The organism is Croceitalea sp. W27, from assembly GCF_055693185.1.
Window position 1 is genome coordinate 2,619,352 of sequence record NZ_CM146327.1, and the last position, 19,092, is coordinate 2,638,443.

At 37.1% G+C, this 19,092-nt stretch carries 19 protein-coding genes; 3 read left to right on the forward strand and 16 right to left on the reverse strand.

Annotation, left to right across the window (positions count from 1 at the left end; all coding sequences use genetic code 11):
* Positions 1 to 65 precede the first annotated feature (65 nt).
* The 12 genes from ACZ1GR_RS11885 to ACZ1GR_RS11940 form a co-directional block, all read right to left on the reverse strand.
* Positions 66 to 452 (reverse strand): TM2 domain-containing protein, encoded by a 387-nt coding sequence (locus tag ACZ1GR_RS11885; protein ID WP_377768251.1) that lies wholly within the window; start codon positions 450 to 452, stop codon positions 66 to 68.
* Positions 453 to 503: 51 nt separating this feature from the next.
* Positions 504 to 890, reverse strand: coding sequence for a VOC family protein (locus ACZ1GR_RS11890; protein ID WP_472609184.1), 387 nt, complete (start codon positions 888 to 890; stop codon positions 504 to 506).
* Positions 891 to 999: 109 nt separating this feature from the next.
* Positions 1,000 to 1,455: a DUF1801 domain-containing protein gene (locus ACZ1GR_RS11895; protein WP_472609185.1), complete on the reverse strand. Its 456-nt coding sequence runs from the start codon at positions 1,453 to 1,455 to the stop codon at positions 1,000 to 1,002.
* A 9-nt stretch (positions 1,456 to 1,464) separates the two neighbouring features.
* Positions 1,465 to 1,971, reverse strand: coding sequence for a DUF4199 domain-containing protein (locus ACZ1GR_RS11900; protein WP_377768248.1), 507 nt, complete (start codon positions 1,969 to 1,971; stop codon positions 1,465 to 1,467).
* A gap of 101 nt (positions 1,972 to 2,072) precedes the next feature.
* Positions 2,073 to 2,489, reverse strand: a complete 417-nt coding sequence (locus ACZ1GR_RS11905) for a response regulator transcription factor (RefSeq protein WP_472609186.1) — start codon at positions 2,487 to 2,489, stop codon at positions 2,073 to 2,075.
* A gap of 8 nt (positions 2,490 to 2,497) precedes the next feature.
* Positions 2,498 to 3,430 carry a 2-hydroxyacid dehydrogenase gene (locus ACZ1GR_RS11910; RefSeq protein WP_472609187.1) on the reverse strand — a complete coding sequence of 311 codons (933 nt, stop codon included), beginning with the start codon at positions 3,428 to 3,430 and terminating at the stop codon, positions 2,498 to 2,500.
* A 152-nt stretch (positions 3,431 to 3,582) separates the two neighbouring features.
* The gene (locus ACZ1GR_RS11915; RefSeq protein WP_472609188.1) at positions 3,583 to 3,948 is read right to left on the reverse strand and encodes a cupin domain-containing protein; all 366 of its coding nucleotides are present in this window, start codon (positions 3,946 to 3,948) and stop codon (positions 3,583 to 3,585) included.
* Positions 3,949 to 3,959: 11 nt separating this feature from the next.
* Entirely contained in the window at positions 3,960 to 5,312 is a 1,353-nt protein-coding gene (gene mgtE, locus ACZ1GR_RS11920; RefSeq protein WP_472609189.1) for a magnesium transporter, read from the reverse strand.
* The gene (rsmA, locus tag ACZ1GR_RS11925; RefSeq protein ID WP_377768243.1) at positions 5,299 to 6,171 is read right to left on the reverse strand and encodes a 16S rRNA (adenine(1518)-N(6)/adenine(1519)-N(6))-dimethyltransferase RsmA; all 873 of its coding nucleotides are present in this window, start codon (positions 6,169 to 6,171) and stop codon (positions 5,299 to 5,301) included. The genes mgtE and rsmA overlap by 14 nt, the downstream gene beginning before the upstream one ends.
* A gap of 48 nt (positions 6,172 to 6,219) precedes the next feature.
* A complete protein-coding gene (locus ACZ1GR_RS11930; protein WP_377768242.1) occupies positions 6,220 to 6,543 on the reverse strand; it encodes a DUF4286 family protein in 324 nt (107 codons plus the stop codon).
* 71 nt (positions 6,544 to 6,614) lie between these two features.
* On the reverse strand, positions 6,615 to 8,399 hold the full coding sequence (locus ACZ1GR_RS11935) for a tetratricopeptide repeat protein (RefSeq protein WP_472609190.1): 1,785 nt from the start codon (positions 8,397 to 8,399) through the stop codon (positions 6,615 to 6,617).
* Between the two features lie 267 nt (positions 8,400 to 8,666).
* Positions 8,667 to 9,068 carry a MerR family DNA-binding protein gene (locus tag ACZ1GR_RS11940; protein ID WP_472609191.1) on the reverse strand — a complete coding sequence of 134 codons (402 nt, stop codon included), beginning with the start codon at positions 9,066 to 9,068 and terminating at the stop codon, positions 8,667 to 8,669.
* A gap of 88 nt (positions 9,069 to 9,156) precedes the next feature.
* On the opposite strand from ACZ1GR_RS11940, the gene ACZ1GR_RS11945 reads away from it, so the two are divergent.
* Together ACZ1GR_RS11945 and ACZ1GR_RS11950 are read left to right on the forward strand one after the other, a co-directional pair.
* Positions 9,157 to 9,495, forward strand: coding sequence for a hypothetical protein (locus ACZ1GR_RS11945; protein WP_472609192.1), 339 nt, complete (start codon positions 9,157 to 9,159; stop codon positions 9,493 to 9,495).
* Positions 9,496 to 9,539: 44 nt separating this feature from the next.
* On the forward strand, positions 9,540 to 10,490 hold the full coding sequence (locus ACZ1GR_RS11950; RefSeq protein ID WP_472609193.1) for an alpha/beta fold hydrolase: 951 nt from the start codon (positions 9,540 to 9,542) through the stop codon (positions 10,488 to 10,490).
* A 300-nt stretch (positions 10,491 to 10,790) separates the two neighbouring features.
* Here ACZ1GR_RS11950 and ACZ1GR_RS11955 read toward each other — a convergent pair whose 3' ends face one another.
* The 4 genes from ACZ1GR_RS11955 to ACZ1GR_RS11970 all read right to left on the reverse strand — a co-directional run bounded on the left by ACZ1GR_RS11955 (position 10,791) and on the right by ACZ1GR_RS11970 (position 15,233).
* Entirely contained in the window at positions 10,791 to 11,507 is a 717-nt protein-coding gene (locus tag ACZ1GR_RS11955; protein WP_472609194.1) for a DUF6090 family protein, read from the reverse strand.
* Between the two features lie 158 nt (positions 11,508 to 11,665).
* On the reverse strand, positions 11,666 to 12,934 hold the full coding sequence (serS, locus tag ACZ1GR_RS11960) for a serine--tRNA ligase (protein WP_472609195.1): 1,269 nt from the start codon (positions 12,932 to 12,934) through the stop codon (positions 11,666 to 11,668).
* A gap of 54 nt (positions 12,935 to 12,988) precedes the next feature.
* Positions 12,989 to 14,305: an HTTM domain-containing protein gene (locus tag ACZ1GR_RS11965; protein WP_472609196.1), complete on the reverse strand. Its 1,317-nt coding sequence runs from the start codon at positions 14,303 to 14,305 to the stop codon at positions 12,989 to 12,991.
* A gap of 1 nt (position 14,306) precedes the next feature.
* The gene (locus ACZ1GR_RS11970) at positions 14,307 to 15,233 is read right to left on the reverse strand and encodes a bifunctional riboflavin kinase/FAD synthetase (protein WP_472609197.1); all 927 of its coding nucleotides are present in this window, start codon (positions 15,231 to 15,233) and stop codon (positions 14,307 to 14,309) included.
* A 53-nt stretch (positions 15,234 to 15,286) separates the two neighbouring features.
* Here ACZ1GR_RS11970 and ACZ1GR_RS11975 point away from each other — a divergent pair, with 53 nt between their 5' ends.
* Positions 15,287 to 19,054 (forward strand): reprolysin-like metallopeptidase, encoded by a 3,768-nt coding sequence (locus tag ACZ1GR_RS11975; RefSeq protein WP_472609198.1) that lies wholly within the window; start codon positions 15,287 to 15,289, stop codon positions 19,052 to 19,054.
* Positions 19,055 to 19,092 lie beyond the last annotated feature (38 nt).

Consider the following 19,092-nt stretch of genomic DNA (forward strand, 5'->3'; position numbering starts at 1 on the left):
ATATTGCAATATTACGATGATAAATTGAAATAAAAAAGCCAGAGTACAATTCTCTGGCTATATTTTTAGAACCAAGGCTTTTTACCGACTTGGTAGGTATTGTAAAATTCTTCGTCTGATTTGGTCAGATAAATGATTCCTTCTATTAAACCTACAAGTCCCGGAATCCATACAAATAATAGGCCAACACCTACACAAGAAAGAACATAAGCTGCAATTGTAACTCCTAATAAAATAAATCCTTCTTTTTGGTATCCTAATAAGAACTTATGTACACCTAGAGACCCTACAATTATAGCTAAAATTCCAACTAGAATTTTTTTGTTTTCCCCACCGCCTACAGCGTTATTTAATCCTTCTGAAAATTCATTTGCAGTCTTTTTCGCCCCTTCGGCAAAATCATTTGCAGCTTCTTCGGCCTTATCTCCTAAATCTTTGTTTTCTTCTGACATAATTTTAATTTGTTGGTTAAACGTGTTTAAAAGTAGCAAATAATTTAATACCTATAAAAATGCTTTATCAACAGGTTCCCATAGCTCTAACTTATTGCCGTCAGGATCTAAAATCCAACCAAACTTGCCATACTCATATTCCTCTACCTCACCAACAATGGTAACCCCTTCCTTTTTTAGTTCGATCAAAAGTTCTTTTAAATTTTCGACCCTAAAATTCATCATAAACTGCTTTTCACTCGGCTTAAAATACTTGGTATCTTCATTCATGGGGCTCCACTGGGTCGAGCAATCGTTGCCTTCCTTATCTTTCCACCAAAAGGTGCAACCATATCGGTCGGTATTTAAACCGAGATGATTTTTATACCACTCTTTAATTTTATCGGGGTCTTTTGTTTTAAAGAAAAACCCACCTAAACCAGTTACCCTATTTTTCATTATTTCTGTGTTTTCAGGATTTTTTTCCGTTATTAAATTACACCCCCTAAAGTCCTCTCAAGGGGACAATGCTATTATTTTAATTTCGCTACTCTTTTTATGGAAGTTTTTATCCTTTTATATTCTTTTCGTACAGTGTAATCCAATCTTTAACTGTCATTTTTTGGCAAAGTTCAGCTATCAAATCATAAGGAATATGTTCCATTTTTTTAAATCTGATGCAGCTTTTGCCCATATCCAATTTTGTCTTTACATGTTTTGAATATTCAGCTACGAACCAATCCAATAACTTACTATCAGCGTAAATGCCGGAGTGATAAAGTGCCACAAAATTCTTCTGTGAAGCAATATTAATAAAGGGGAGTGGAAGCTTTGGGTCGCAATGATAGCCGGACGGGTAGATAGAATGTGGTACAACAAACCCGATCATTTTATAGTTGATGCATTCTTCAAACCCTTCTGGGAGATTACTTTTAACCGTTTCTCGCAATTTAGAAACTGCCGCTATTCGGTCTTCAGGTAGTTTTGAGATGTACTCATCTACTGTTTTGGCTTCAATAGTCATAGTTCTTGTTTATTTTCGTTGTAGTATTAATGAAGATATCAATGAAATAATAAACCCTATTATAAAAACGGTAAAAGCCATGAGCAGAAAAGAAAAAAGCGGATTTGAAAATAGTTCTTTTTGTGATTCAAGCTCAGCCAGTTTAACCTCAAATTCTTCAGCTGACATGGTATTGCGCATTTCTTCTACAGCCGTCGCATAATAATCCGTCGTAAAATCGGGGTTTAAAAATTCAATATAGATAACATCTAATACACCAAATGCCAAGGCGGTGATTAGGCTTATTAACAAACCAATAATCAATGCTTTTTTAAAACTAATGGTGCCCTCATTTTCTTTGTCTCTGTAGTGTTTTATTCCAAAATAGACAAAGCCTAATGAAATTACCATTGAGGCATATCCTATAATTTCTTGGCCACCGTAGTCAAGATTTTTACCGATATACCATCCTAAAAGAAATAAGAGACAAATGGTGATAGCGCCATAAATTCCGAAACGTAAAACAGTTTTTTTCATAATTTCTAAGTTTTAAATACGAGCTCAAAATTAGAATTAGGCCGCAGACACGCAGTCATACTAAAGTACTAAATAGCTGGTACTTAAGTATAAATTACCATTTATGAAGGTAAAATGTGTAGTTTTTTCGCTTTTTGTATGGCTTGAGTACGTCTTTTAGCATCTAGTTTTACCAACAAACTAGAGACATGTGTTTTAACGGTACTCTCACTAACGAAAAGTTTATTGCCAATTTCTTTATTGGAAAGCCCCTTGGATATTTCAACTAAAACTTCATACTCTCTTTTACTAATACCTAGTTCTTCCAATTTGTCAGTGTTTATTTTTAAGGTGGGAATATAGGTATTATGCAGGCTTTTCTTATTGAGGTAGATGCCAATACCTAAAAACACCAATGCCACGATGGCAATGATGATTTCTATCGAGATGTCTCCTGTAGCATAAGAATACTTGCTTAACTGAAATAGAATCAATAAAGCTATTATAATACCAGAAAATGAAAGAATGGTTTTCTTCACAGCTAAATTTAGCAAAATTCAGCTTTGATTTTATCGACAATGGTTTGTGCCAGTTTTACTTTGCTTTCAACTGTCCATCCGCCAACATGCGGGGTTAAAATAACATTAGCGGCTTTTCTTAGATATTTAAAGGGCTTGGGTCTTTTTGTAAACATGTTTTCAAAAGACTTTTTTTCATACTCTAGCACATCAAGACCTGCCCCGAGAACTTTTCCTGATTTTAGTCCTTCTACCAGGTCTTTGGTAACAACACATTTGCCTCTAGCGGTATTTATGAGCCAAAAAGATTTGCTAAACGCATTTATGAATTCGGTGTTTACCATACCGATAGATAAGTCGTTTTGAGGTACATGTAAGCTGATAACATCTGATTTTTGTTGTAATTCTAAAATACCTACTTGTCTTGCATTTTCATCGCCTACCCCACCTTTAATGTCGTAACACAGTATTTCGACATCGAAACCTTTTAATTTTTGGGCGAAGGCTTTTCCCATATTGCCATAACCAATAATACCGATGGTTTTACCATCGAGCTCTACTCCACGATTTCCTTCGCGATCCCATTTACCCTTTCTAACTTCTCTGTGTGCCTTGATAAGGTTGTTCATTAAAGATAATAGCATGCCCAAAGCATGTTCGCCGACTGCGTTTCGATTACCTTCTGGCGCGTTGGCTAAAAATACGCCTTTCTCTTTTGCGTGACGGATGGCAATATTTTCTAACCCTGCACCAACTCGCCCTATGAATTTTAGATTTATCGCTTTGTTCAAAAACTCCTCATCAATGGTAAACCTACTTCTTATGACCAAGCCATCGTAAAGGTGGATTTTAGATGCTACTTCTTCCTTGCTCGAAGTGTAATCTTCATGATTTTCAAAACCCAGTTCTGCAAATTGCTCAATGAGTAAAGGATGATTTGTATCTACGTGAAGGATTTTCATATTTTCATATTTTCAGTAATCAGTAATCAGTAATCAGTAATCAGTAATCAGTAATCAGTAATCAGTAATCAGTAATCCGTTGTCAGTTGTCAGTTGAACCTTGAACTTTTTGAGTTGACCCATTGCATTATTTAAATAAGCAGCTCAAACCTCTAAATTTTAGGATAATGATTTTGCGTTAGTTCATGTGCAATGTCGCCGGTATGGGCCGTATTTTGTTTTTCGAACAATAGCAGTTGTACTTCTTCACCATCTTTGGTTGAGGGGCAGTGTTCAACACCTTTTGGTACAACAATGATTTCACCTTCTTTAACTTCTTCGGTTCTATCTCGAAATTTCATATAAAGTGTGCCTTTTAAAACCTGAAAGAGCTCATCTTCGTTTTCATGGGCATGCCAAACAAATTCGCCCTGTATTTTTGCCAGTATCACTTGCATGTCGTCTACGGTTGCAATTTGATGTGGATGCCATTGTTTAGAAAACAATGCATGCTTTTCTTTTAGGTTTATAGGTTTCATGACGATATATGTTAAATTCCTAAGATTAGTTTGGCAATCATAAAATAAATTAGAATTCCAAAAATATCATTGCTTGTAGTAATAAAAGGCCCAGTAGCAATGGCCGGGTCTATGCCTCTTTTATGCAAAAATAAGGGTGTAAAAGTACCAATGAAACCGGCAACCACTATAACAGCTATCAATGATACGGATATGGCAAGTGCGGTGTAAAAATCACCTTTCCAAAACCAGGTAAAAATTAACAAAAGAGCGGATAAAATAACACCGTTTAACAGGGCTAAAAGCATTTCTTTTATGAGTCTACTTCCAATACTTCCTTTAATATCATCATTGGCCAAACCTTGCACAATTATGGCACTGGATTGTACCCCTACATTTCCGGCCATAGCCGCGATTAACGGTGTAAACAGAAATAAAACCGTGTATTGTCTAAACATTTCTTCAAAACCTCCCATAATTACAGCTGCTGCAGCACCACCAAAGAGACCTAATACCAACCATGGTAGTCGCGCTCTGGTCAACTCCCAAATACTATCATCAGCCTCAACATCTTGTGAGATACCCGCGGCCATTTGATAGTCTTTGTCTGCCTCTTCTCTAATGACATCAACAATATCGTCAATAGTAATTCTACCTACCAATCTTCCAATCTCATCGATTACCGGAATTGCCTCTAGATCATACTTAGACATAATCTTAGCAACTTCTTCAGGCTTTTCATTCACATTAACAGAATCTACTTTCGGAATGTAAACCGTTTTAATATGTGCTTTTGGAGAAGTTGTGAGCAAATCTTTAAGGGAAAGTCTGCCCTTTAGCTTGTCATCATCATCAACCACATAAATGGAATGTACTCTTGTAACGTTTTCTGCTTGGGCCCGCATCTCTTTTACGCAGGTGGTAACGGTCCAATTCTCTTTAACCTTAACCAATTCTTTTGCCATTAATCCTCCAGCGGTATTGTCATCGTATCTAAGAAGATCAACAATATCTTTGGCGTGCTCACGATCTTCAATTTCAGAAATTACCTCTTGAACGATTTCTTTTGGCAGTTCACCAACAATATCCGCCGCATCATCTGTGTCCAGTTCCTCAATCTCCCCGGCAATTTCTTTAGGGGATAAATTGTTTAATATGGCTTCCCGTACGTCTTCATCAAGCTCCGTAAGAATGTCGGAAGTTTTTTCGCTATCGAGAAGTTTGATAAGATAAGTAGCTTCTTCTACTTCTAATTCATTGGCAATTTCGGCAACATCGGCATAATGAAACTCTTTCATTTTTGCCCGCAGATCGACATCGTTCTGATGTTCTATCAGTAATTGAATTTCTTCTAAAAGTTCATCTGTGAGTTTAAACGGTGTCATTTGCAATTCGCTTGGTCAATGAAATAAAATCATTAACGGCCATCTGTTCTGGGCGTCGGTCAAATATAGTATCTTCTTTGAGATTATCAGAGAGATTAAAAGACTTAAGGCTATTCCGTAAGGTCTTTCTACGTTGGTTAAAAGCAGTTTTTACTACCTGATAAAAAAGTTTTTCATCGCAATCGAGTTGAAAATCTTTTTTTCGAGTAAGTTTTAAAACGCCTGATTGCACTTTTGGTGGAGGATCAAAGACTTGTGGGTGAACGGTAAATAAATATTCTGCATCATAGAACGCCTGCACCAAAACGGAAAGAATACCATAGGTTTTATTACCCTCTTTTTCACAGATGCGTTGTGCGACTTCTTTTTGGAACATACCTGAAAATTCAGGCACTTGTTGCCGCATTTCAAGCATTTTAAAAACAATTTGGGTAGATATATTATAGGGGAAATTTCCTGTTATGGCAAATTGCTCATCGCCATAGAGTTCTTTTAAATTGTATTTGAGAAAGTCCGCTTCAAGCACTTTAAAGCTGCTATTTTTTTGTACTACTTTAGGATGCTCTAACGGAAAGCTATGGTTAAGATAGACGATGGACTCGGAATCTAGGTCCATCGCAACCAAATTAATACCTCGCATCAATAAGAACTTGGTCAATACCCCAGTACCTGGGCCTACCTCGATTACATTTGAATAACCGTCTAAAGAAAGGGTTTCTGCTATCTGTTGCGCTATTTTGTCGTCTTTTAAAAAATGTTGCCCTAAATGTTTTTTGGCTTTAACGGCACTACTGTCATGGTCGTTGGCAGCACGCTTATTTTTTTTGAACGAACCTTTTTTATTGTGCGATTTAGCCATGGGTATATTTTAGTGTACGATAGTAATTCAACCGAATCGTAGTGAACGTTAAGAATGCAATTCTGTAATAATCTCCATTTCTGTTCTAAAGGCCACAAATTTGTTAGGGAAAAGTTTCATGCCTTCACTCCGCATGTTATCGGCATCTTCTTTGTAGTATGCCTGCAAGGTTTCCATATTCTTGCAGGTATACTGTACGGAATAGGTTATGCCTCCCATATCTTCATCAACAAGAACTCTGCACATTTTGGCCTTACTAAACTTTTTGGTGGCCAACATATCAGGAATATGCTTCGTTTTTATCCAAACGAGCCAATCATCATGCACACTTTCTTCAATGTTAATGGTTACATTGTATATGATTTCTTCCAAATTTTCTTGATTTTAATGACAATTTCGAGCTTGGTTTGTTTTCCAACAACCGATAGGCTCAATAATAACCATTAATTGATTAAATCTCCTCTTAACTTTCGAAAATTTTTACGCGCTTGCGGAAAATAGTAGCTGTCTTGGTAATTGTAGATGATTTTCTCGTAATGTGGTTTCGCCTTATCAGGTTCATTGAGTTTGTTTTCATACAATTGCGCTAAACGAAAATGGGCATCGTCTGCTAGGATCCCCGAGGTGTAAAATTCTATGATCTTTTGGTAATTGAACCTTGCAGCATCATATTTTTTCTGTGATTCTAATAGTTCTGCTTGTTTTAAAAGTGCTTCATCTTCAATTTTTTCACCCTTATGGTTTTGCAGAATATCTTCTAGGTTGTCAATAGCCTGTTGTGTTTTATTTTGATAGGCCAATAAATCAGCTCGCGCATATTTTTTTAGTGCCGTCTGCGTAGAGTCTTCTAAAGAATTATCAGAAATTAATAGGCTTAACTGCATGGCATCATTTGCGATTAATTGTGAGGTCGAACCTCTGAGTACTTTTAATTGGGTCAAAGCCCAATCAAAATCACCCTTATAAAAACTCGTCTGGGCTACTTTAAAGCGGGCGTCTTGCCCAAGAACATCATTCTTTAGACTCTTCTGTATTTGCGAAAAGTAGATTAAAGCTTCATTAAAACGCTGGTCATAAACCAAAATGTCTCCTAAGGCCATTTTTATATAGGCTTTGCCAAAACGGCTCAGCGGTAATTCCAAACCTTTTTTTAAGATAGCTATGGCGGGTTCTGGTCTTTCTTTTTTAAATGTTAAAAAATTAGCATAGGCTATCTGTAGCTGCAGTGTTTTTCTCTGGTAGCCATAGGTTTCTATCAAAGACTCAAACTCTTTTTCTATAGCATTTAATTTTTTCTCATCAGCGTTCAACAGATCGATATCTATAAGGCTAAGTTGTGCATTAAGCTTTACGCCTGGATCCGTTGCTTTTTCTTTAATATACTCGAATACCGTTTTTGCAATTTCAATATCATTTTCCTCTTTTGCAATCTCACCAAGGTTTTTAAGGCGGTCGAACGAAACTTCATCGGTACGCTTAAAAATGGCTTTCTCTTGGGCAAAGGCGCTTTTGTACTGCTTTTGTTGCACAAAAAGCCAGCTTAAGAGTTCGTTCCAGAGAATATCGGGGTTCTTTTGTGCATTTTGCAATAGGGTTTTTCTGAGCAGGGCATTGTTGGTGTTGTCGGGTTCTTCCGTAATAAAATCATCTATATTTCTAAGTACGTTGGAGCGGGAAGATTTTCCTTCATAAATAAGCTTTAAATACGATTGAAACATTTTTTCAATGTCACCTTTTTCCCCATAGATCCTGGCCAACTGAAAGTCGTAATTTAATTCTGGTTTTAAACGCATTGCCTTGGTGTAGGCGGAAACGGCCTCATCTAAAAGTGCATATTGTTGAAAACGATACCCGACACTATACCCGAAATTTGGGTTTTCCTCTAAAGAATTTATCGCTTTTTCATAGTATTCCGAAGCTTTTTCGGGGAGGTTTTGAAGGGTATAATTATACCCTAATTCAATATAAAAGGTGGGGAATACAAATTCTTCTTGTAGTTTGCCCAAAAGGAATTTTTCGGCTTCCTCATAACGTTCCAATTGCTGGTAACAGGCAATAAGACCTTCTGAATAGTCGGTTCGGCGAGGATTTTTCTTTACAAGTTTCTCGTAAAAGACAACGGCTTTTTCAAATTCGCCATCGCCAAAATATTGTTTTGCCAAAAAATCATCTTGCCCATTGATGGAAACAAGAAAAAAGAAGCAGAAAAAGCATAGTACATATCGCATTGCTCAAAGATAACCCAGAAAACGTACGTAGCATGTTAAGTGATTCTGAAATTAGTTGATTAGCAGCGTACCAGAGAACTTTTCTTTGCATGTAAAAACATGTACTGATTTTCGTCGTTGTGAATGCCACGAGCGAAGCGGACCTATGAATACCTTTAAAAAACAATAGAAAAGATATGGGTAATGCTACGCATCGGGTTGGTATATGAATTCGTAGCATGCCGAAGGGTGCTTTGATTTCATAGGGGCCATTGTTAGCCAAAGTTTTTATTCCCTTTGAATACTAGAGCAGTTTTCATTTTTATAGGAGGATTGACAATTATTGTTCGCATCATTTACCTTATCGATGATGGTTTTTTTAAGAGCTTCTAACTGCTTGATTTTATTATCGATTTCATCAATTTTTTTGTTCACTTTTGTTAGCAAGGTTGCGCAATTTGCTGAATTGATTTCATACAATTCCAAAATTTCACAAATTTCGTTTAGGGTAAAACCAAAACCTTTTGCCCTCTTTATTAAAATTAATCTATCAAGATTCTGCTGATTGTAGTTTTTGTAGTTATTCCATTCGGAATCGGTTCTACTAACTTTAATTAGTCCTTTCTTTTCATAAAAGCGAATAGTATCTCTTGACAACCCTGTTCTATCCGAAATTTCCCCTATTAGCATATTTTTTTATTAAAAATAGCATTTTTTCTTGACCGTGGACTATACTCCATGGTTTAACTTTGAATTCTTAAAGTATTTGCAACCTAAAATGAAGACCGTAAAAATTATTCATCTTGTATTGATTTCCATTTTGTTATTTACATTATGGGCAGCGTTTGCGCTTTTGGTGGTTAACCCAATTTATAAGGCAGACCTTCCAGGTTATGTACTTGGAGAGCTATGTATTTGGGAGTACATTGCCATGTTAGTAGCCATATTAGTTTCTTTTTTAATTACCAAATATTGGGGATATCCTGAAATCAAGGTAATCGAAAGTCAAAAGAAGCTAGTTCTCAATATAAAGTATATCTATTTTCTTTTGGGCTATTTTTTTATTGCATGTACAATAGCAATTTGGCAGTTTTGGTTGTTTAGTCAAAAGTTTTAAATAAATCGTATACATTGAAAGAACCAAAAACCAACCAATTTAAAATGAAGTTAATTCAGAAAATCTTCAAAATAGTTTTCGTAAGTCTTATAGTATTGACCTTAATCGTTGTAGCGTTTTATGGGCATTCTGATATGCCACTAGAAGATTTAAAAGAGAAATATGCACAATCATCATCTTCATTTGTTTCTGTAGATGGAATGAACGTCCACTTTCGTGATGAGGGGAGTATAAATGATACCATACCTTTAGTTTTGCTTCATGGCACTGGAGCAAGCCTCCATACTTTTAACGATTGGGCATATAAATTAAAACAGGACTATCGCGTTATTCGAATGGATTTACCTGCATACGGTTTAACGGGTCCTTTCCCTAATGGCGATTATAGCATCGACAACTATGTACGCTTCATCAAAAACTTTTTGACCGCTCTCGGAATTGAAAAATGTGTGCTCGGTGGAAATTCATTAGGTGGAAATATTGCTTGGAATTTTGCCACTCAACATCCTGCCATGGTCCATAAGCTTATTTTGATTGATGCCTCTGGTTATCCAACAAAACCAACGAGCGAACCTTTGGCTTTTAAAATACCAAGAATGCCCGTTCTTAAACATGCGTTTAAATACATAACACCACATTCGGTTGTAAAAACTAGTGTTGAGAATGTATATGCTGACAAAAGTAAAGTAACTGAAGAACTGGTAACCCGTTATTTCGAACTCACGCTTAGAGAAGGAAATCGACAGGCCTTCATTGACAGAATCAAGTCTAAAAACGATACTATTGCTTATCGAAAAATCAAGTCCATAAAACAACCCTCCTTAGTACTTTGGGGAGCTGAAGATTATTTAGTTCCAATAGAAAATGCGCATCGTTTTCATGAAGATTTGCCGAATGACACACTCGTGATTCTAAAAAATGTGGGGCATGTACCGATGGAGGAAAGCCCGAGTGAAAGCGTAGCGGTGGTTATTTCTTTTTTAGAGAGGAATTAATTCAATTCTGAGTAAGAAAATAAAAGCTACTTTTTCGTCATGGTAATTTTTGTTGTTTCATAAGTGACTCTAATTAGTATCAATTTTTAGTCAACCTATTTCAGTAAAGACGATATCTTAAATTGTGCCTAACGTCTCGGCTATGGCTAGTAGGGCAGGTGATAGCAGTGTCCAACAAACTTTTAAAACAAGCATTTGCCATTGCAAAATCAGGGATGCCCTATGATGAAAATTATGTGTCCAGATTAACTTAAAAGAACTTGTTTTTTAACTCAGTTCTTTGTTGTGCTTTCGTTATTTTTATTGTTCAATTTCTTCTTGAATTATATTATTCAACTTACTAACCTCATTATATCTATATTCTAACATGCTTTTATATTGAGCTCTCATTGAAACAATGGATTTTATAATACTCAAGTAAGTTTTATCTTTTCTTAATTCTTCATAGTTATTAGGTTTCATTGAAATAAAATTATAAGAATTAAAAAGGGGTTGAATATGTGGTAAAATTACATTTGATTTATAATCCTGAAATCTATTTTCTAGAACTTGTATATAATCGTATGCATAACCGTTTACTTTTGAGGCATAAAATCGTATCGAATCATTTGATATAAAATACATTCCTTCTTCCTTAGCCATTTCGAAGGCTATTTTATTAGGTGATAAAGACCAAAGATCTAATGATTGTGAAAAATGTTTATTTAAAGAGTCATGATATTTAGTTTTATTTTCCATGTACTCTATTATAAGATAAGATGACTTTTGGCTTTGATTAATAGAATCAAAAGCATTATTCATTTCTTGAATATCTTGGTTTAGATCAACCGACAATTCTGAAATTACTTTTTTTTCAAAAATAGAGTTCTTACGTGATTCATTCCAATTATTAATTTGAAGTGCAATTAAAATTCCAATAACCACAAGTACAATTTCTCCGATAGCATACTTAAAATATTTTCCAGTTTTGTTTTCCGAAAGTAAGTTTTGTCGAATTTTTCTAAAGAATTTTATCATTGGTTAGCGGTTGGTTATAATGAAGCACAACAATAGTATATAGTTACTAGTAACTATATTTCTACTATAGGCTTAATTTAGTAAAAACACTTTAAATAGTGCTGGTTACAGTAAATAACCGTTTAATAATCGAATAGTATGCATTTACAAACGCTTAATCAAATACTATCAAACCCACAATAGGGTACTAAAACCTCGGGTATTTTAATACCATCTTTAGTTTGGTAGTTTTCTAGAATACCTGCAAGCACACGTGGTAAGGCCAATGCACTTCCGTTTAGCGTGTGTGCCAACTGGTTTTTGCCATTTTCATCTTTAAACCGCAGTTTTAGACGGTTGGCCTGGTAGGTCTCAAAATTAGAGACCGAGCTAATTTCTAACCAACGGTCTTGTGCCGTAGAAAATACTTCAAAATCATAAGTGAGGGCGGCGGTAAAGCCTAAATCACCACCGCATAACCGAAGTATGCGATAGGGTAATTCTAATTCACGTAGTATGTTTTTAACATGTTTTACCATGCCGTCTAAAGCGGCGTAAGAATTTTCTGGGTGTTCCACGCGAACAATTTCTACTTTATCAAACTGGTGCAATCTGTTAAGTCCCCTAACATGGGCGCCATAACTACCAGCTTCGCGTCTAAAGCATGGCGTGTAACCGGTGTAGGTGATGGGTAATTCTTCTTTTTTTACAATATCATCTCTAAAGATATTGGTCACCGGTACTTCAGCAGTAGGTATAAGATACAGGTCATCAGCCTGTATATGATACATTTGCCCTTCTTTGTCCGGTAATTGCCCGGTGCCATAGCCTGATGCTTCGTTTACTAAATGGGGTACTTGAATTTCGGTATAACCGGCTTCGGTATTCTTATCCAAAAAATAGGAGATTAAAGCGCGTTGTAACCGGGCCCCTTTTCCTTTATAAACGGGAAAACCTGCTCCTGTTACCTTTACGCCCAATTCAAAATCTATGATGTCATGTTTTTTGGCCAACTCCCAATGCGGTAAAGCACCCTCAATCAATTCTGGAATTTCACCTTCTCGAAAAATCTCTTCGTTATCTTCATCGGTACTACCGGCTGGCACAGATTCATGAGGCACATTTGGTATTTGGTATAACAGATTCTGAAGCTCTTCGGCTGTGTTGTTTAAATCTTCCCCTAATTTTTTAGAAGTTTCTTTTAAAGTGGTGGTTTTTGCTTTAAGTCCATTTGCTTCTGCTCCTTTTCCACTTTTGAATAGATTTCCTATTTCTTTAGAAAGTGAATTCGATTCTGCCAGGGTATTATCCAATTCGGTTTGTAATGCCCGTCTTTTTTCATCTAAATGAAGCACACCATTTAACATGGCATCGGCATCGATATTCCGTTTTTTTAAGGCTTCGATAATGGCATCCTTATTATCTCTTATACGTTGAAGCTGAAGCATGAAATTTATTTTGGTGAAGCAAATTTAAAGTAATAGCCAAGATTAGAAAGAAAATTATTCTTCTTTAGCCGGTAAAATCCACTCGTTATGCGAAAAATGTTTCCATGGCACACTGGCCAAGTCAACATCGGGGTCTATGAATTCATAATACTTACTCTTATTGACTCTGACCTTGTTTATCACAAAAACACCAACTTCTTTGCCTTGTTTGGCGTTTTCCTTTTTAAGATGTTGTGCAAATTGCCAAGCAAAATCGGGGTAACAGGCGACTTTACGTTTTTGCTTCTTGGTCAAATAATCATCTAATTTTATCTGTTCTCGTTTGCCAGTGGTCTTGTCTTCAACAAAAACGCGAATGCTACCGACCCTGCTTCGTAACATCATCCGCCAGCTTAGGCGATGTCCTTCTTCGGTCCACAGCACATTATCCTTAAAAAAATAATGGCGTAGGGGTAATGCAAGTTGTACTACAAAATAGATGGCTAAAGCCCCAAGAATCCATTTATGATTTTTCGGTGTTTTATTGTTTTGGGTTATTTCTACATTTTTTCTCGTCAAAAACAGGTTTCTAATGGTTTGTGCATCAAAAAAGAAAACACAAAAAGCTAAAGAGAGGTAGGGGAAAATGCCTATTCTAAAAACAAAGCTATTGAACAGGTGAAAAAAGATAGACAGACCAAAAGCTATTTTTCTGGTAGGTTTAAAGAGTAGCGCAGGAATTATGAGCATGTCAAAGAGAATACCAAAAACAGCAATCGACCTATGCACCCAGCGTTGTTGTAAAAACTCACCTATAAACTGGTAATCTTTTTTACTTGCCATGAGTATCTCTATAATGCTAAGGTCGAACCAATCACCATAAAGTTTGGCCAAAGAAGCATAGGTGTAGACTATAAATAGTTGTAAAATAATTAGCCATCGCACATAATTGAACATGCTCTGAGACTCGAGGGATGGTTTTAATTTAACATCTAGAGAAAAGCTACGATTTGCCGGTAAAAATGCCATGATAAAGGCCAGCAACATGAGTAAGTAGTAATGATTATTGTATGACGTTTTCTGCATTAAGTAAACACCGGCCCACATAAAGGCAAAAGTTAAAGCGCTATAGCGGTATTTATACCCTACGGTGATGAGAATACCACAAATACCCATGACAATAAAGTAAACATACATGCCATTACCAGGTAAGGGTTGTAACCATTCGAAACCTATAAATGAGAAGTTGAATTGTGGCTCTATAAAGGTTTTTCGAACCCAACCTGTAATGATGGCCCCAAAACACTCTGCACAAACCAACAGCCCATAAAAAACCCTAAAAACGATAAGCTGTGCATTATCAATACGTTTAAAAAGAAATCGCTGAATCATCTTAATTCGTAATTAAGGCTAATGAGGCTTGCTTATCTTTTAAAAGTTGTAGTTTGAGTTCCTCTACGGAATCAAACTTGTGTTCGTCACGCAAATGGTGTAAAAGTTCGACCTTTATTTTTTTATCATAAAGGTCTTGATCGAGGTCGAAAAAGTGTACTTCAATACTTTTTTCAGTGCCTTCAACTGTTGGGTTAAAACCAATGTTCATCATGCCATGATAAACTTTCTCATCAATTCTGCTTTGCACAACATAAACCCCGTTCTTGGGGATAAGCTTATAAGATTCGGCAATTTTTAGATTGGCGGTAGGGAAAGCGATTTGCCTACCCAAACCTTTGCCTTTTTGAACCGTTCCAGTAAGCATAAAGGCGTAGCCTAAATAAGAATTTGCAGTAGTAATATCGGCTTCTTCAAGAGCCGTACGAATTTTGGTAGAACTCACGGAAACTTCATCTACTTCTTGAGCTGAAATTTCTTCGACTTCAAAGTCCAACGTATTTCCGAAAGTTATAAGGTCATTAATATTAGCGTTTCGGTTTCTGCCGAAGCGATGGTCATACCCTATAATTATTTTTTTCGCCTTTAGTTGGTTCACTAAAATATCTCTGACGAATTCTATCGCCGATAAACGAGAAAACTCTTTTGTGAAGGGATGTACGATGATATAATCTAGACCTAAATCGCGCAGTATTTCTATTTTTTCATCCAAAGTATTTAAGAGCTTTATATTGCTCTCTTTTTGCAGCACCATTCTAGGATGGGGAAAAAATGTAACCAAGACCGAGTTTAAATTGGCTTCTTTGGCATTATTTATGAGGCGTTGGAGTATTTGGCGATGACCAATGTGCACTCCGTCGAAGGTGCCAATAGTAATCGCTGTGGGAAGTTTATTTTTGAATTTAGAAATTCCTTGGACTGTTACCACTTGGATGCTAAAAATAAAAAGGCTTAAATTTATGAACTGCTTATGCCCCTAGAATGAAAGCTAAATTACATTTTGTTTTATCAATATCCATATTTTTTGTTGCCTTTTCCGGATGGTCACAAGATACCTATTGGAAACCTCTTGCGGCTAGTGAAGAAAATCAAACAAATTCAATAATAGGTAAAGTTTCTGAATTTGATTTAAAGGAAGCAATTTTTAAAAGTGCACTTGACAAAGGTGCAAAAACAAGCACCCAAGAATTGATTTATTTTCCTGAAGCTACGGGAAAGCTAATTGGTTTTATGGTTGAGGAAACCCCGATTTTTCACCCTGTTCTGGCAGCAAAATACCCTCAAATTAAATCATACACGGGGTGGAGTGAAGATAAAAAGCATAAAATCCGCTTTAGTTCTTCCCCAAAAGGAGTGCAGGGAATGTTAGTTTCTTTATCGGATGATGAAAAAGCCACTTTTATCGAAAAGAAAAAGAATTCTGAAAAGTATATTGCTTTTAGGGGCAATAGCAGGGCAACGGCTAAAGATGGTTTTAGTTGTGATACCGAGGGGTTTCAAAAATTATCGGCATCTACAATCTCAAAGGCTATCGTCGACGACCAGACCTTACGTACATATCGGATTGCGGTTTCGGCTACTGGAGAATACACACAATATCATGGCGGAACGGTTGCCGATGCCTTAGCGGCCATAAACGCAACGCTGACGAGAGTGAACGAAGTTTTTGAAACGGACTTAGGGGTACGTTTGCAATTGGTCGCGAATAACGACCAAGTCATTTTTACGGATGCTAATACAGACCCCTACACAGGAAATTTAAATGCACAGGCGCAAAGCACTTTGACCGCTACCATTGGTGAGGAAAATTATGATGTCGGGCACGTTTTTCAACGTGGGTCCAACAACGGAAATGCAGGCTTTGTTGGCTCTGTATGTTCAGATAATAGAAAAGGAAGTGCTTTTTCATCTGGTACGGACCCTGAAGGAGATTTATTTGATATCGACTTTGTAGCCCACGAACTTGGACACCAGTTCGGAGCTAACCACACTTGGTCATTTGAGACGGAAGATACGGGAGTACAAGCCGAACCTGCTAGTGGAACCACTATCATGGGGTATGCAGGTATTGTTGAAGGTAATAATGTAGCGCCTAATGGCGATGATTATTTTCATTACAATAGCATTGTTCAGATTACCAATTATTTACAGACTACAAGCTGTGGTCAGACCGCAGCTTTAACGAATTCACCACCGACGATAGATCCGGTTCCAGATTATACTATTCCTAAGGGTACGGCCTTTGTGTTAACGGCGAATGCCGCCGATGTAGATGCGGGTGATGTTTTAACCTATACTTGGGAGCAGATTGATGATGGGGTAGTGGTAACCAGTACTTTTGGTCCTGAAAACGCAAGTGGGGCAAACTTTAGGTCTCAAAAACCAACAACAAGTCCTGAAAGGTATTTTCCGAGGCTATCACGAATAATTCAAGGAAATCTCACCCAAACTAATCCCGCAGAGAGTTCCGCTTGGGAGACGGTCGCAACAATAGAACGTGACTTTAATTTTGCATTCACTGCTAGGGACAATGCAGCTGGAGGCGGGCAGGTAACAGCAGAATTGGTTAAAGTTACTACCGTAAATGCCGCTGGCCCTTTTTTGGTCACTTCGCAAACCACAAATGAAGTTTATGATGCAGGTAGCATTCAGCAAATCACATGGGATGTTGCGAATACCGATAAAGCGCCGATAAATGCACAGGCCGTCGACATTTTACTCTCTACAGATGGTGGGGTCACCTTTCCTTTTCTTATTGGTGATGACGTGCCAAACACTGGTAGTGCAGTTGTACAATTGCCCGGAGAAGCGAGCACAACTACGCGGATTATGGTACGAGCCTCAGATAATATTTTCTTGGCCGTAAATTCCACAAACTTCACCATTCAAGAATCTCAGGTAGTTTTGAACTTTCAAGAGCTGAGTTTTGAAACGTGCCAACCGAATGAAGTACTAGTTCCTTTTACCTTTGAAACTTATAGCGGCTTTAATGAAGAAGTTACTTTTAGTGCGCTAAATACACCTGCAGGATTAACGGTTAATTTCTCACCAATTAGTGCGTCTACAAATGGTACCAATGTAATACTGACCTTGTCAAATACAGGAAGTGTTGCCGTTGGCGATTATCCAATAATAATACGGGGAGCGGCTGCAGGTTTAACGGTTGAAAATAGTATCAACCTTAAGGTGTACAATACAAGTTTTACAGCTGTAACCTTGCTTTCGCCAATTGATTTAGAGACCAATACCCGAATTAGTCCACAATTGCAATGGCAGGCCGATTTGAACAATACTGTTTACGATATTGAAATTGCCACAGATGCTTCTTTTGCAACACTTATTGAAAGTGCTACGGTAAGTTTTGAATCGTATCAGCCCAGCAATTTGCTCCCTGAAACCAGCTACTTTTGGAGGATAAGACCTAAGAATGACTGTGGAACAGGAACTTTCGGAATGCCTTTTAGTTTTACTACATCTCCAGTGACCTGCACAGCTCTAGATGGTAGAGGTTTTCCTGTAGAAATTTCAGCGGGTAATGCATCTACGATTACGAGTACCATAAGTGTTTTACAAGATTTACCTATTGCCGATTTAGATGTCAGTCTAGATATTTCGCATACATTTTTAGAAGACCTGATAATTACACTTACATCACCTTCGGGCACAACGATTACCTTATTATCTAAAAATTGTGGAAACCTTAATAATATTAGTGCAGTTTTTGATGATGAAGGGGTTGAACTTAGTTGTTCAACTAATACTCCTGCAATAAATGGTACAATACAGCCTTTGGGCTCTTTAAGTTCATTTAATGGAGAATCTTCTCTTGGAGATTGGGTACTTGAAATTCAAGATACCGCTAATGGTGATGGAGGTTCTTTAGATTTTTTTTCATTGGCGTTTTGTGTTGAAGGTATTTTAAGGCCAGACGATGATGAAGATGGTGTTTTCGATGATGGTGACGATTTGTGTTTAGGAACGCCGAAAGGTGTTGAGGTCGATGTTACAGGCTGTGCCGTACACAGGTTTGCGGCGGATAATTTTAGTGTAAAGGTACAGAGCGAATCTTGCCGTAATAATAATAATGATGGTTCTATTGAAATCGAAGCAGTTGACGATGCCATTTCATATACTGCTACCCTAGTTGGTGATAACGGAAATTTTAATGGAAGCTTCACCGATATATTTTTGTTCGACAACCTACTAGGGGGTAATTATAGATTATGTATTACGGGCACAAATGCAGGAATCACGTACGAAGAACGATGTTTTGATATCGTGATTGACGAACCCGAAATTTTAGCAGTTTCGGCAGAACTTATAGAAGGTGCTATGCAAGCCGTAGTTCGTCTTCAGGGGGCTAGCTTGTTCAACGTTGAGGTAAACGGTGTGGTTACGCAAACCGAGAACTCTGAACTAACCGTCGATCTTCAACCTGGTATAAATGAACTTCGAGTATTCACGAATCTTCCCTGTCAAGGTAGTTTTAAAGAGTCGTTGTTTGTTGCAACAATACCGATAGTATATCCGAACCCAGTTCAAGAAACATTGAATGTGTTTTTAAATCAAGAAATAGAGAAGGTAACCATACAACTATTTGATGGTAATGGTCGTTTGATAAAAGAAAGTGATGAAGTGTTGAATGGAACAAATCTTGAGATGGAATTTGGCCCCTATGCGGCAGGTATTTATTTTTTAAGAGTTTCTGGAGTTAATTTTAAAGAAGAATTTAAGGTATTGAAAAAATGAGAATAAGGCATTTTTCTTTCATATTGATACTGCTACTT